We start from the raw sequence: 14875 nt of genomic DNA on the forward strand, positions 1-14875 counted from the left end.
AGAACCCCGACCGCTTGAACGTGCCCCGTGCGGCTGGCGCCTAAACCATGTCCGACGGCGTGCCGGTCACATACGGCGCGACGTCGACGGAGACATCGATAACGCTACTCTCCGAATCGGTGTAGATGATCCCGCGCAACGGAGGGACGTCGGCGTAGTCCCGGCCGAAGCCGACGACGATATACCGTTCGTCGACCATCTGGTCGTTCGTCGGGTCCAGGCCCAGCCACTGGTTCTCCCGCGTCCACACCGAGGCCCAGGCGTGGGTGGCGTCCACCCCGACCATCCGCTCACGCCCCGGCGGCGGATCGGTGGCCAGGTACCCCGACACGTAGCTGGCGGCCAGCCCGTTGGCGCGCAGACAGGCGATGGCCAGCCGGGCGAAGTCCTGGCAGACGCCCTCCCGGGCGGCCAGCACCTCCGACACCCGGGTGGACACCGTGGTCGACCCGGACCGGTAGGTGAAGTCACGGAAGATGCGCGCGTTCAGGTCGCGCAGCACCTCGATCAGCGGCCGCTGCGGGGTGAAACTCGGTGCGGCGTAGGCGCGCACCTCCTCGGTGATCTCCGCCGACGCCAGGTCCAGGGTGAACTCGGTGGCCAGCGCCCCGTCCTGGCCGACCGGCCGGGAGATCTCCCACGGAGCACGCGCGGACCCGCCGCCGTAGAGCTCCGGTGCCGGCGGGTCCACCTCGACGATCGAGTGGCTGGTGACAACGAGCGTTCGGTGCCGCTCGGTGACGTGGAAGTAGGAGCTCAGATTGCCGAACACGTCACGGCTGGTGGTGCTGTCCGGGGTGTCCGGGCTGATCACCAGTTCATGTGAGCGGCAGCGCTGGGTACCGGTCTCGCGTGGGGTCAGGAAACCCCGGCCGTAGGAACTGGTCACATCGTCGGAGTACCGGTAGGTGGTGCGGTGGGTGACCTCGTAGGTTCGGGTTCCGGCGTGGCTCACGGCAGCATCCTGCGCTCATCGGGACCCCACAGCGGCTGGATCCCGGTCGGCAGCGACAGGTGCGCGGTGGTGATCAGGTTGGACAGCTCACGCAGGTCGGCGTGCAGACGGTTGAGCAGGTCCAGCAGCTCGGTCCGGCGGCCGTCGGAGCCGACGGTCTCCAGGTCGGCCAGGTCGACCCGGCGCAGGGTGGCGGCGATCTCGTCGGCCCACCGCTCCGGGCGTGAGGTGCCCGACGAGGACGGCAGCCGTTTGAGGTTCGCGCGCAGCCGCTCCAGCTGGAAGACCAGCGATCTGGGGTTCTCCTCGTCGAAGAGCACCAGATCCGCGATCGCCGTCACGCTCACCTTGCCCAGTGTGCGGCGCCGGTAGATCACCGATGATTCGCAGGCCACCAGCATGGATTCGGCGACCGCCTGTTCGGCGCCCGGCCGGCGCACGGTGGTCAGCGTCGCCCGCAGCAGAGCGGTCAGTCCGAGGCCGCGCTCGATCCGCTTGCCGATGTCCATCATCGTCCAGCCGATGTCCTGCACCATCGACTCGGCAGCCATACCCGACAGCGCCAGCATCCCGGCCAGCGTCTGGGACTGCGCGGTCAGCAAGTAGGCATCCCCGACCGTCTGCGACTCGGGCGGGGCGACGGCGCTGTTCCATTTCCCGTCGCCGCGGTGTACGACGGCGCGCTCGACGGCGGCCAGCACCATCCAGGTGTCGTTGGACATCTGGTCACGCACTCCCCTGGCCGCCAGCCCGAGCCGTTCCACCGATTGCGCCAACGAGCCGGGTCGGCGCCGGTCGGCGGTCAGCGACCAGAGCGTGCTGGGCGCGACGGCGATCGCCTCGTGGTCGTCATCGCCTGCGCCGGTGTCGGTTCCGGTGATCGAGCCGATGGCACCGAGCAGCACCGGCACACACTGGCTCTCCTCCATGTCCTGGCGGTACCGGTATTCGTGGTAGCGCTCCCGGGTGACGGTGAGCAGCCGGGCCATTTGTTCGGCGCGTTCGGCGTATCGGCCCAGCCAGAACAGATCCGACAGCACCCGTGGCGAACTCACGGCCCGGGTGGGGCTGGGCGTCATGACCGGCAGATCCACCGACGGGGTGGGCACGGCCTTGGCCCGGTCCGGGGTGCGCACCCAGACATCCTTGGCGGCAACGGTATCCAGGGTGTAGGCGGCGTTTCCCGGCGCGGGCAGGAACCCCAGACCGCCGATCATCGGCGCGTAGCCGCTGCGCTGGGCAACCGTGAACAGCCGCATCCCGACCTCGGCTGCCGAGACTCCGCCGGGGTAGTAATCGGTGGGCGCCGAGGAGAATTGCGGTAGCTCCTGCCCGAGCCAACGCCACGGTTCGGCGGTGATGCGGGCGGCCAGTTCGGTGCGCGCGGCCGCCGTCAGCGTCGGACCGACGATGGTCTTGGCGCCGGTGGTCGACTTGATCAGCAGGGTCGCCAGGTTCGCCAGCAGGTGCGAACGCTCCACGTCCACACCGCCCCAGTAGGTCTGCGGGGACGACAGCATCGGGGTCTCCCCGACCAGCATCTCCGACAGTTTCGGCAGGAAGTGCAGCAGCCCTGGGCTTTCCAGGATCCCGCTGCCCAGGGTGTTGACCACGGTGACCGCACCGCGGCGCAGCACCTCGACGAGCCCGACGACGCCCAGGCGCGAATCGGCCCGCAGGTCCAGCGGGTCGACATAGGCGGCGTCGACTCGCCGCAACACCACGTCGACGCGCTTCAGGGTGCCCAGCGAACGCATCCACAACGTGCCGTCACGGACCACCAGATCGGCGCTCTCCACCAGCGGAAAGCCCAGCACGTTGGCCAGGTAAGCCTGGTCGAACGCCGTCTCGGACTGGGTGCCGGGGCTGAGCACCACCACCATCGGTTCCTCGGCGGCCTCGGGGGCGGCATCGATGAGCGCCAGCCGCAGCGCCTGCGCCCACGGGGACGCCGGACGCGGGGCGATCCGTTCGTACAGGTCGGGCGCGGCGTGCGCGGTGACACGTCGGCCGGCCAGCGCGTAGCCGGCACCCGACGGCGCCTGCGTCCAGTCGGCGTTCACCCGGAAGTCGCCGTCGGCGGCGCGGCTGACATCGCAGCCGTGCAGGAACAGCTGATGGCGGCCGGGCACCTCGATGCCGTGCGCGGCACGCACATAGGCCGGATGGGCGAACAACAACTGGGCGGGCAACACCCCACTGGTGATCGACTTGCGCTCGCTGTAGAGATCGGTCAGCACCGCGTCGAGCAGGCGCGAGCGCTGCACCAGGCCGGCTTCCAGGATGTCCCAGTCGGCGGTGGAGATCAGCAGCGGCAATCCATCGAGGCGCCACGGCTCGGCCACCGCGTCATCGGTGAGCGCATCGTGATCCACGTGCACGAAGGTGATGCCGTCGTCGTCGACGAGATTGCGCACCGTGGCCCGCAACCGGTCCAGGCCGTCGAAGCCGCGCTCGCCGACGCCGTCGGCCAGTTCCTGCCAGGCCGGGCGGACGGCGCCGGCCGGGTCGATGAACTCGTCGTAGCCGGTGCCCCGGGTGCCGCGGACATCGAACAGCGCCTGTTGGGCGCGCCGGGCGCGGTACCCGGCGAGCACATCGACGGCGCGCGTCGGCGCGCCGGGCAGCCCGGGATCAGGCTCCGCTGAGCCGTGCGTGCGTAGAACCATCAACGCAGCACGGTACGCACCCGGCGCAGGTCCAGAATGCCGGGCGCGCCGGTGTCGGTCGACTGGCGCGCCTGCTTCTCCCGCAGATCCGACATGTCCACCCGGCCGGGGGTGAATCCGGTCGCCTCGAACCGGCGTCCACGCCGGGATTCGGCCTCCACCGCGTTGACCGGTGGCGTGTCATAGGCCCGCCCGCCCGGATGGGCGACATGGTAGGTGCATCCGCCGCGCGATGTCGCGGTCATGGTGTCGACGAGTTCGAAGCGCAGCGGGCCGTCGACGGTGATGGTCGGGTGCAGCGCACTGGGCGGCTGCCAGGCCCGGTACCGTACGCCGCCGACCTGGACGTCGTTCTTGTCGGTGGCCAGCAGCGGTATCGGGTGCCCGTTCGCGGTGACGATGTAGCGGTGCCGGTCGGCCCCCACCAGCCGCACCTGGATGCGTTCCACCGACGAGTCGACATACCGGGCGGTGCCGGCCCCGGAGGACTCCTCGCCGAGCACGTTCCAAGGTTCGATGGCGCCGCGCAGCTCGATCTCGACACCGTCGAACACCGCGGTGCCGATCCGCGGGAAGCGGAACTCGGTGAACGGGTCCAGCCAGCTGGTCTCGAAGTTCACCCCGTGCGCCCGCAGATCCGCCGCGACATCGGCGATGTCCTGGATCAGGAAGTGCGGCAACAGATAACGGCCGTGCAGGTTCTCGCCGTGCCGGATCAGCGGGGCCTTGAGCGGCTCTTCCCAGAACCACGAGATCAGCGAACGCACCAGCAACGACTGCACCATCGCCATCTGGTAGTGCGGCGGCATCTCGAACCCGCGAAGCTCCAGCAGGCCGAGCCTGCCGGTCGGACTGTCCGGACTGTAAAGCTTGTCGATGCAGAACTCGGCGCGGTGGGTGTTGCCGGTGATGTCGGTGAGCAGGTGGCGCAGGGCGCGATCGGTGACCCAGGCTGCGCCCTCACCCGCCTCGGCCAGCCGGGCGATCTCGGCGAACGCGATCTCCAGTTCGTACAACGATTCCGAGCGTCCCTCGTCCACCCGCGGGGCCTGCGAGGTGGTGCCGATGAAGCGGCCGGAGAACAGATAGGACAACGCGGGGTGGCGCTGCCAGTAGGTCAGCATCGACACCAGCAGATCCGGACGGCGCAGCATGGGCGAGTCGGCCGGGGTGACCCCGCCGAGGGTGATGTGGTTCCCACCGCCGGTGCCGCCGTGGGTGCCGTCCACGTCGAACGCCTCGGTGGACAGCCGGGCCTGGCGGGCTTCTTCGTAGAGCGTCTCCAGTTGCGCCCGCTGCTCGGCGAAGCTGCCGGTCGGCGCCACGTTGACCTCGATGACGCCGGGGTCCGGGGTGACGCTCATCGAGGTGATCCGCCCGTCCCGCGGAGGCCCGTAGCCCTCGACGACGACCGGCACGGCGATGGCCGCCGCGGCCTGCTCGACGCGGGAGATCAGGTCGATGAAGTGTTCCAGGTCGGTGGTGGGCGGCAGGAACACGTGCAGGATGCCGTCGCGCACCTGCGCGACCAGTGCGGTGGTCGGTGCCTCGTCGGCCTCCTCGACCGGCGCCGGCGGTTCGGCGATCTCGGCGGTGCGCAAGGTGGCACGGCGCGCGGTCGGGTCCGCATCGAAGTCCCTCCTGGGCGCACGCCAGCTGATGGAGTTCAGCGGAAGGCGCAGCCCCGCCGGGGAATCCCCGGCCAGCAACACGATTCGCCCGCGGCGCAGCTGCCAATCCGCGCTGGCCCAGCCGGAGTCGTCATCTCGGCGGTGCACCGGGAGGACGAATGCCGCGGGCTCATCGGTCGATTCGTCGAGCCGGGCGAGCAGCCGCGCGCGCCGCGCGGCGTCATCCTCGGCCAGGTCGTCCTGGGCATCGACCGGGTCGCCGGCGGGCCGGCGCACCGCAGCGGCGAGGCGCTCCAGCGGATCCTCGTAGGCGGGCCGGACCTGGGCGGCGGGCAGCCCCAACCCGTCGGCGATCAATCCCAGCAGTTTGGCACCGGCATCGGAGGAGGTCTGGGTGGGCTTGGTCTGCGCCCACGGGTCCGCCAGCAGCGCCGGGTCGTTCCACAGCGGCTCACCATCGGTGCGCCAGAACAGGCCGATCTGCCAGCGCGGCAACGGTTCTCCCGGATACCACTTACCCTGGCTGCGCTGGACCAGACCGCCCGGCGCCCACACCCTGCGCAGCCGCTCGGCCAGCACCGAGGCCCGTTCCCGCTTGTGCGGGCCGTCGGCGGCGGTGAGCCATTCCGGGTCGGTCTGGTTGTCGATCGAGACGAAGGTGGGCTCCCCGCCGACGGTCAGCCGCACGTCGCCGGCGACCATCCGCTCGTCGATCTGCGCGCCGAGTGCGTTGATGGCCGCCCACGCCTCGGGGGTGTAGGGCAGCGTGACCCGGGGGTCCTCGTGGATGCGGGTGACGATATTGCTGAAATCCAGCGTCGATTCGCAGGGCCCGACCGCTCCGGTGATGGGCGCCGCGGAAGCCGGGTGCGGGGTGGCCGACAGCGGGATGTGACCCTCCCCGGCGAACAGCGCCGACGTCGGATCCAGGCCGATCCAGCCGGCGCCGGGAATGAAGACTTCGGTCCACGCGTGCAGATCGGTGAAATCGGCGGCCGGCCCCGACGGACCGTCGAGGGCCTCGACGTCGGAAGTCAACTGCACCAGGTAGCCGGAGACGAAGCGGGCCGCCAGGCCCAGCTGGCGCAGGATGGACACCAGCAACCAGGCCGAGTCTCGGCACGACCCGATCCCGGTGCGCAGCGTGTGATCCGGGGTCTGCACCCCGGGTTCCATCCGGACGCTGTAGCCGACGTCCGCCCGGACCGCGGTGTTCAGCTTGACCAGGAAGTCGATGGTGCGGGTGCCCGGCACGACCGTGAAGTTCTGCACCCAGGACTTGGTGAGCTCACCGGGCCCCGATCCCGGACCGTCCTCGTCGACCGGCCGCAGGAAGGGTTCCAGATCGGCGAGCAGATCCTTCGGGTACGCGAAGGGGAACGTCTCGGCCCATTCCTCGATGAAGAAGTCGAACGGGTTGATCACCTTCATATCGGCGATCAGCCCGACGGTGATGCTCAGGCTGCGGGCGCGGTTGGGGAAGACCAGCCGCGCCACGAAGTTGCCGAAGGCGTCCTGCTGCCAGTTGACGAAATGATCGGCCGGCTCGACCTGCAACGAGTACGCCTCGATGGGGGTGCGCGAGTGCGGGGCCGGGCGCAACCGCACCACGTGCGGATGCACATCCACCAACCTGTCGAAGGTGTAGGTGGTGCGGTGCTCCAGCGCCACTTTGATTCCCATAGCGTCCGATCCCATCACAGGTAGCGCGGGACCGCATTGCGCGTGCCTGGGTGCGCTACTCCATCACCGCGGTCAGATCGAAATCATAGAAGGCCTCTTTGACCGACTGCATAAGGGCCTCTTTGGTATTCGGCGCCCCCGGCTCCCAGGAGGCCACCGAGATGCACACCGCACCCCCGACGGTGCCCGCCGCCACCAGCATCCGGCCGCCCATCCGCTCCAGGTCACCCGCGGTGAGACCGGGCTCGGGTGAGCCCGCGACGAAGAAGTCCGCCGGCGTCCCGTCCGGGCGGTTGACCTCTTCGGGCAGCGCGCCGCTGTTGGACGAGCCGATGGGTTTACCGACTTTGAGAACCAGCTTCTCCAGACGGCGCAACAGGAACTTCGGCGAGTAGGGCACCAGTGGCAGCGGGGCCAGCACCCGCTCGCGGTTCTCGGCGAGTTCGCCCAGCGCCGCCTTGATACCGGCCCTGATCTCGCTGAGATCGCCGGGCGCGCGCTGCCCGTCCGCCATGACCGTGATGGTGTTGAGCGCGTTACCGCGGGTGTCCCCGGCGACGCGTTCGCTGACCGGCAGCGACAGCATGGCCTTGCCGTGCGCGTCGACCCGGCCGGTGATGGCGCCGATCCGGGCGGCGATGCCGGCCAGCAGCACATTGCTGGACCCACCGAGCGCCTTGGCGCGGGCCTCCCACTCACTCTGGTCGACGCGCACCGCGATGGTGGGCAGGTGCACCGCCCGCTGGGGGTAGCGCACCGCCGCGACGGGCGCGGCGGCCTTGGCCGACTCGGACAGTTCCGCGGACTGCTCGCGCGCGATCCGTGCCGCACCGAGCACCGCGGCCGGCACGTCGCGGACCGCGCGCACGGTGGTGGCCAGATCCGCGCGAAGCGCCTGCGCGCGGGTGCGTGCCCGCCCGGGCGGATAGCCGAGATCGCGTCCGGTTCCGTTCACGGCATGGGTGATGGATTCGATCAACGCACCAGCATCGGCGACGGTGTGGGACACCACCAGGGTGACGACCGCGCCGCCCTCGACGAGCGGCTGAACGCCGATATGCCACGGCGGGCCGTGTTCCGGATCCACCGGCACCTCGGCCCGCTCGTTGACGAAATCCCACACCTCGTCGCGTCGCCGTTCGGCGGCGGAGATCTCGATGCCGCCCGGCTCGCCCGAGGACACCCAGTGATGGCGGCCGAACGGGATCACCGAGCGTTCGACGAGTCTGCCCAGCAGACCATCGGCCAGGTTCCGGTGGAAGCGCCGCAGCCCGTCCATATCGACGCCGCGCTCGTAGATCCACACGTACTGGATCACGGGTCCGCGCCGCAGCGCCCGTAGACCGAGGTAGGACCCCTGGTCCATGTACGCAAGGGTGTTGTCAGCCGGGTACGTCATATGCCGGGGCCTCTCTTGACGCGGACTAGCGGATGCGCGGGCCCCCCCGTACACCTGATCGACGTAGCGAACAAATTTTAACGGACAAGTCAATATTTGGGGTGTCAACCTCACGAACGGGATGACGATAACCCGGAATCATCCTCGGTGTGTGACTTCGGCTGGCCCCGCCCGGACTCGGCGCCGCCGCGGACCAGCCGCATGCCCAACTCGTCAAAATTCACGGAATGCCCTTTTTCGCAAACGATCTCGACGTGGGCATCGGCATCGCAGCGCAGGTGCGTGAGCCGCAGCCGCGCACTGCCGGGCAGATGCGTGCGACCCCATTCGAACATTGCCCACACCACCGGCATGAAGTCCACACCCGCCGGAGTGAGCACGTATTCCTGGCGCTCGCGCTGTCCCGATTCGCGGTAGGGACGCTTTTCCAGCAAACCGGCACCGACCAGTTCGGATAACCGCGCGGAGGTGGCGGCCTTGGTGATCCCGGCCCGCCGGGAGAAATCGTCGAACCGGGTGGTGCCGTAGTAGGCCTCCCGCATGAGCAGCATGGCCGACTTCTGGCCCACCGCGGTCATCGTCTTCTCGATCGGACACTCCCCGACCGCCGACCACGCATCACGGTCGACCAGCCGGCCCTGCAGCACTGTCATGTAGATCACTCCCTAGCTGGGTTGTTGTGACTAAACCTAGCTGTTACACCTGAGTATAGAAAGAAGTACTCAGCGACGAGTGGCAAGGAGCACAACATGTCGGGATTCTCGGATCGGGACGCGGTCATCGTCGGCGCGGTGCGGACACCGGTGGGAAAAGGTAAGGCCAACGGCGCGCTGCATGGCGTGCTGCCGGCCGACCTGTTGGCCCACAGCCTGCGCGAGCTGACCGCACGAACCGGGGTCGACCCCGCGCAGGTCGACGATGTCATCGCCGGCGCGGTGACCCAGGTCGGCGACCAGGCGGTCAACATCGCCCGCAACGCCCTGCTGGGGGCGGGGTTCCCGGAGACGGTGCCCGCAACCACCGTGGACCGGCAGTGCGGCAGCAGCCAGCAGGCCGTCAGCTTCGCCGCCCACGGTGTGCTGGCCGGCGCCTATGACATCGTGATCGCCGCCGGCGTGGAGTCGATGTCTCGGGTGCCGATGGGCTCCTCGGTGCTGCCCGGCAGCGACCCGTTCGGCACGGACATGGCCGCCCGCTACCCGGATGGCCTTGTCCCACAGGGCATCAGCGCGGAACTGATCGCCGCCAAATGGCATCTGTCGCGCAGCCAACTCGACGAGTTCTCGGCCGGCAGCCACGAGAAGGCCGCGGCCGCCGCCAAGGCCGGGCGCTTCGACGCCGAACTTGCGCCGATCGCCGGCCTGACCAGCGATGAGATCGTTCGCCCCGGCACCACCGTGGAAACGCTGGCCGGCCTGCGCCCGGCGTTCTACACCGAGGCGTATGCGGCCCGTTTCCCGCAGATCAACTGGGATATCACGGCGGGCAACTCGTCACCGCTGTCCGACGGCAGCGCCGCGGTGATGATCACCAGCGGCGCGACCGCGCGGCGGCTCGGCCTGAAACCGCTGGCCCGCATTCACACCACCGTCGCCGTCGGGTCCGACCCGCTCTACATGTTGACCGGTGTCATCCCGGCCACCGAGAAGGTGCTGCAGCGCGCGGGACTGACGCTGTCCGATATCGACCTGTTCGAGGTGAACGAGGCGTTCGCGCCGGTCGTGCTGAGCTGGTCCGCCGACACGGGAGCCGACCTGGCGAAGGTGAACGTCAACGGCGGTGCCATCGCCATCGGTCACCCGCTCGGGGCCAGCGGTGCGCGGATCATGACCACCCTGGTACATGCCTTGGAGCAACGCGGCGCCCGCTACGGACTGCAGACGATGTGCGAGGCCGGTGGCATGGCCAACGCCACCATCATCGAACGGTTGTAGCCCTCACCACTGGATCGTCGGCGCCAGCCCGAAGTCGGCGAAGGCCTTGGTGACCGCATCCGCCAGGGCCGGCGCCGAGTTCGGGCCACCGACCTTCCAGGACGCGATACTGATCGCCACGGTGCCGTTCGAGATCGTGACGCCGAGCGCCAGGTGTCCACCGCGGCGAGCGAAAGCGGCTTCGGTGACCCCGTTCTCGATCATCCGCCCGATGAAGAAGTCCGCCTCGGTGCCGTCGATACGGCTCAGGGCGGCAGGCATGTCACCGGCATTGGAGCAGCCGATCGGCTGACCCTCCTGCAGCACCGCCTTCTCCACCGTCGCCATCAGGAACTTGGGCACGAACGGGATCAGCGGGAGCGGCGCCATGATCGCGTCCCGGTTCGCCGCCATCTCGACGAGGGCGTCCTTGACGGCCTTGCGCAGCGGCCCGAGGGAGGTGAGCACGGTGTCCGGGTCGACGGTCACGGTGATGACGTTGAGCGCGTTGCCGCGGGTGTCGCCCTCGGTGCGTTCGCTCACCGGGAACGTCAGCATCACCTGCCCGTCGCCGTCCACCCGGCCGAGGGCGTGGCCGAGCCGTGCGGCCAGCGCGGCGACGAAGGCGTTGCGGGTGCCGCTCAGTTCGGCGACCTTCTCGTCGAAGGTCGCGATATCGATACTGGCCGCCACCATCGGCACCGTGACGGGCACGTCCGGGCCGGACACCTTCTTCTTTCTGGTTCCGCGTTTCGGTTTGGGATGCGCCGCGGCCTGCTGGCGTTGCAGCCGCACGGTGCCGATCAACGCGGACGGAATGCCGGGCAGCAAGCGGGCGGTGGTGCCGAGATCCTCGCGCAACGCCCGACCGACACTGCGCGACCCGGGGTCCGGGTAACCGAGGTCCCAGCTGTGCCCCTGCACGGCGGACACGATCGACAGCGTCGAGGCGGCACCATCGGCGATGGTGTGCGAGAACACCAGCGACACCGCCGCACCGCCACCGACCAACGGCTGCACGGCTAGGTGCCAGGCCGGGCCGGTTTCCGGATCGACCGGGATCTTGGCCCGCTCGTTGGCCCAGTCCCAGACCTGCGAACGGGGGCGTTCGGAGGCGCTCACGGCGATGGCGCCCGAGCGTGCGCCGGCCACCCAGCGGTGCCTGCCGAACGGCAGCGGCGACCGTTCTATCCGGCGGCCCAACAAGGTGTTCTCCAGGTTGCGCTGGAAACGGCGCAGGCCGTCCATGTCGACTCCGCGGTTATAGATCCACACCGACTGTCCGACCGGACCGCGGCGCAGCGCCCGCAGCGCGATATAGGACGCGTGGTCCATATAGTCGACCGTATTCGGCGCCAGTGTCGCCACGACAACTCCCCCATTCCCCGATCTATCGGGGGTGAGAGTACGGCCAGCAACGGGTGGCCGTGCGGATTTGGCGAACCCGTGACGCAGCTCGCACGCGCCTTACGTGCGGACGAGCTCGAACAGCGGGATGGCGCGCGCGGTCTTGGACTGGTACTCGGCGAACACCGGCGCCAGCGCGACGATCTTCGGGTAGGTCGCGTCGCGCTCGCCGTCGGGCAGTTCCCTGGCGGTGACGTCGTAGGCCTCGGTGCCGATCTCGATGTGCGCCCGCGGGTTGGCCCGCAGATTGTGCACCCAGGCCGGATGCTTCGGTGCGCCGGCGTAGGAGCCGACGATCAGGACCTTGCCGTCGATCTCCAGATACGCCAGCGGCGAGAGCCGCGGCTGCCCGGACTTGGCGCCGACGGTGTGCAGGAGCAGCAGGGTCCCGCCCTCGAACGGTCCGCCGACCTTACCGGCGTTGGCGCGGAATTCCTCGACGATCTGGCGGTTGAACTCGTCGAGCGCCGCGGTGTCCGCGACCAGTCGGCTCTTGTCGAGATCATCATTGGTTTCGGTCATGGTGGAGTCAGCCTTTCCGTCCCGGCATCTATTCCGGCCGAGTCTGCCGCCACCACGCGGCGATGTAGAGCACCATCGCCGCGGCAAGTGAGACCAGCACCCAGACCACGACCGCGAGGTCGATCCAGGCGCCCGCGGGCGGGGCGCCGGGCAGCACATTGCGCAGCGGCACCACGGCGAACAGCATCGCCGCGAACCAGGTGATGAACGGTGGTTGAAGTTTGCGCCGGTCGGTCACCGTCTCCACCGCGACGAACAACGCCGCGGCCGGCAGGGCGAGCAACACCAGCAGGATGCCGGCGATCAGCACCAGAGCCTCACGGGTGCGGTGCATCTCCAGTTGCACGCCGGGCACACCGTCGGGCAGCGTCTCGGCCCGGCTGTCGACGGTCCACCCGTTGATGGAGCCACCGACGACGATGGGTGCCGGCACGCGACGCAGCGGCGTACCGGCGAACAACTCGATCCCGATCCGGTCGGTGGCATAACGGTCGAAGGGCCAGTCGTCGGGGTCGCCGATGGCTGCGAACGACGTCGACTCCTCGCTGCCGACCAGGTCGTCGTGCACGAAGATCAGTTCACCGGACTGCGTCCAGGAGCTCAGCCGGACCGTGAACTGCGTTGGCGGCGAGCGTAACTCGACACCGGGGTGCACCAGGACATCGACGTCCAGGCGGTTCTGCGCGGCTTCCATCTGCCGCAGCCGCACGATGACGGCGGTGTCGCCGGTCACCGCCTCCTCGGGGAAGGCGAACTGGCGCGGTGTCTGCTCCAGCACGCCGTAGCCGATCAACGAGGCGACGTACACCGCGATCACGACGACCACCGTGGTCAGCACGGTGGCGCGACGGGACGCGCGGGCAAGCGGCACGCGCGGATCCTAACGTCACCCGCACGCCGCCGGTGGCCGATTGGTCCGGGGCTACTTGGGCTCCGGCTTGGCGTCGATACCGGCTTCCTTGCGCTGCAAGGCGGTGATCGGTGCCGGCGCATCGGTCAACGGGTCGACACCACCGCCGGACTTGGGGAATGCGATGACCTCGCGGATTGAGTCGACCCCGGCCAGCAGCGCGACGATCCGGTCCCAGCCGAACGCGATACCGCCGTGCGGCGGCGCGCCGAAGGTGAAGGCGTCCAACAGGAATCCGAACTTCTCCCGGGCCTCGTCGTGATCGATACCCATCATCGCGAACACCCGCTCCTGCACGTCGCGGCGGTGGATACGAATCGATCCGCCACCGATCTCGTTGCCGTTGCAGACGATGTCGTAGGCGTTGGCCAGCGCCGACCCCGGGTCGGTGTCGAACGTCGCCTCCGACTCGGGCATCGGCGCGGTGAACGCGTGGTGCACCGCGGTCCAGTTGCCCGAACCCACCGCGACATCGCCGGCCGCGGTCGCATCGTCGGCCGGTTCGAACAGCGGCCATTTCACGATCCAGGTGAAGGCCCAGGCGTTCGGATCGATGAGGTCGAGGCGCTTGGCAATCTCGATGCGGGTCGCCCCGAGCAGCGCACGGGCTCCCTTGGGGGTACCGGCTGCGAAGAACACGCAGTCCCCCGGCGCGGCACCGACGTGGGCGGCCAGGCCCGCGCGCTCGGCGTCGGACAGGTTCTTGGCGACCGGCCCGCTCAGCTCGCCGTCCTCGCCGACGAGCACATAGGCCAGGCCCTTGTGCCCGCGCTGTTTGGCGAACTCCTGCCAGCCGTCCAGCGTCCGGCGGGGCTGCGACGCGCCGCCGGCCATGACCACGGCACCCACATAGGGCGCCTGGAACACCCGGAACGGCGTGTCCTTGAAGTACTCGGTGCACTCGACGAGTTCGACGGCGAACCGCAGGTCGGGCTTGTCGGTGCCGAATCGGCCCATCGCCTCGTCGTAGCACATCCGCGGGATCGGGGTGGCGAGGTCGTAGCCGATGGTGGACCACACGGCCCGCAGCACTTCTTCGGAGATCGCGATGACATCGTCGGCGTCGACGAAGCTCAGCTCCATGTCGAGCTGGGTGAACTCGGGCTGGCGGTCGGCGCGGAAATCCTCGTCGCGGTAGCAGCGCGCGATCTGGTAGTAGCGCTCCATGCCCGCCACCATCAACAGCTGCTTGAACAGCTGCGGGCTCTGCGGCAATGCGTAGAAGCTGCCGGGTTGCAACCGGGCCGGCACCAGGAAGTCCCGCGCTCCCTCCGGTGTGGACCGGGTGAGCGTCGGGGTCTCGATCTCGACGAAGTCGTGCGCGGCAAGCACACCGCGCGCGGCGGCATTCACCTTGGACCGCAGGCGGATTGCATTGCCGGGGCCCTCGCGGCGCAGATCCAGGTAGCGGTACCGCAGGCGCGCCTCCTCACCGGCGCTCTCGTCGAGCTGGAACGGCAGCGGGGCGCTCTCGCCCAGCACCGTCAGCTCGGTGGCGTTGACCTCGATATCGCCGGTCGCGATCTCGGCGTTGGCATTGCCCTGCGGACGCACCTCGACGACCCCGGTCACCGCGACGCAGAACTCGGCGCGCAACCGGTGCGCCTGCTCCAGCACCGCCGCGTCCCGGAAGACGACCTGGGATGTCCCGGACGCATCGCGCAGGTCGATGAAGATGACACCGCCGTGGTCGCGGCGGCGCGCCACCCAACCCGCCAGGGTCACCGTCTGACCGGCGTCGGTGGACCGCAGCGATCCGGCGGCATGGGTGCGCAGCACGAAAACT

The 14875-nt window shown here is 69.3% G+C and carries 10 protein-coding genes; 1 reads left to right on the top strand and 9 read right to left on the bottom strand.

Going from position 1 to position 14875, the window contains the following annotated elements; all coding sequences use genetic code 11:
• Window positions 1–40: 40 nt before the first annotated feature.
• The 5 genes from A7U43_RS17930 to A7U43_RS17950 form a co-directional block, all read right to left on the bottom strand.
• Window positions 41–955, bottom strand: coding sequence for a transglutaminase family protein (locus tag A7U43_RS17930; protein ID WP_067998032.1), 915 nt, complete (start codon window positions 953–955; stop codon window positions 41–43).
• Window positions 952–3624 (bottom strand): circularly permuted type 2 ATP-grasp protein, encoded by a 2673-nt coding sequence (locus A7U43_RS17935; RefSeq protein WP_082902192.1) that lies wholly within the window; start codon window positions 3622–3624, stop codon window positions 952–954. Before A7U43_RS17935 ends, A7U43_RS17930 begins: the two co-directional genes overlap by 4 nt.
• Entirely contained in the window at window positions 3624–6938 is a 3315-nt protein-coding gene (locus A7U43_RS17940) for a transglutaminase family protein (protein WP_067998035.1), read from the bottom strand. Before A7U43_RS17940 ends, A7U43_RS17935 begins: the two co-directional genes overlap by 1 nt.
• A 55-nt stretch (window positions 6939–6993) precedes the next feature.
• Window positions 6994–8304: a hypothetical protein gene (locus A7U43_RS17945; RefSeq protein WP_231963346.1), complete on the bottom strand. Its 1311-nt coding sequence runs from the start codon at window positions 8302–8304 to the stop codon at window positions 6994–6996.
• Window positions 8305–8447: 143 nt separating this feature from the next.
• Window positions 8448–8990 (bottom strand): winged helix-turn-helix transcriptional regulator, encoded by a 543-nt coding sequence (locus tag A7U43_RS17950; RefSeq protein ID WP_067998041.1) that lies wholly within the window; start codon window positions 8988–8990, stop codon window positions 8448–8450.
• Window positions 8991–9086: 96 nt separating this feature from the next.
• Here A7U43_RS17950 and A7U43_RS17955 point away from each other — a divergent pair, with 96 nt between their 5' ends.
• The gene (locus A7U43_RS17955; protein WP_067998044.1) at window positions 9087–10271 is read left to right on the top strand and encodes a thiolase family protein; all 1185 of its coding nucleotides are present in this window, start codon (window positions 9087–9089) and stop codon (window positions 10269–10271) included.
• A 3-nt stretch (window positions 10272–10274) separates the two neighbouring features.
• Here A7U43_RS17955 and A7U43_RS17960 read toward each other — a convergent pair whose 3' ends face one another.
• The 4 genes from A7U43_RS17960 to aspS all read right to left on the bottom strand — a co-directional run bounded on the left by A7U43_RS17960 (window position 10275) and on the right by aspS (window position 14868).
• Entirely contained in the window at window positions 10275–11618 is a 1344-nt protein-coding gene (locus A7U43_RS17960; RefSeq protein ID WP_082902193.1) for a hypothetical protein, read from the bottom strand.
• 99 nt (window positions 11619–11717) lie between these two features.
• Entirely contained in the window at window positions 11718–12179 is a 462-nt protein-coding gene (locus A7U43_RS17965) for a nitroreductase family deazaflavin-dependent oxidoreductase (RefSeq protein WP_067998047.1), read from the bottom strand.
• 28 nt (window positions 12180–12207) lie between these two features.
• Window positions 12208–13050: a DUF4436 family protein gene (locus A7U43_RS17970; protein WP_082902194.1), complete on the bottom strand. Its 843-nt coding sequence runs from the start codon at window positions 13048–13050 to the stop codon at window positions 12208–12210.
• A 51-nt stretch (window positions 13051–13101) separates the two neighbouring features.
• Window positions 13102–14868, bottom strand: coding sequence for an aspartate--tRNA ligase (aspS, locus tag A7U43_RS17975; RefSeq protein ID WP_067998049.1), 1767 nt, complete (start codon window positions 14866–14868; stop codon window positions 13102–13104).
• Window positions 14869–14875: the final 7 nt, after the last annotated feature.

Origin of the sequence: Mycobacterium adipatum, assembly GCF_001644575.1 — a bacterium.
Taxonomy (GTDB): Bacteria; Actinomycetota; Actinomycetes; order Mycobacteriales; family Mycobacteriaceae; genus Mycobacterium; species Mycobacterium adipatum.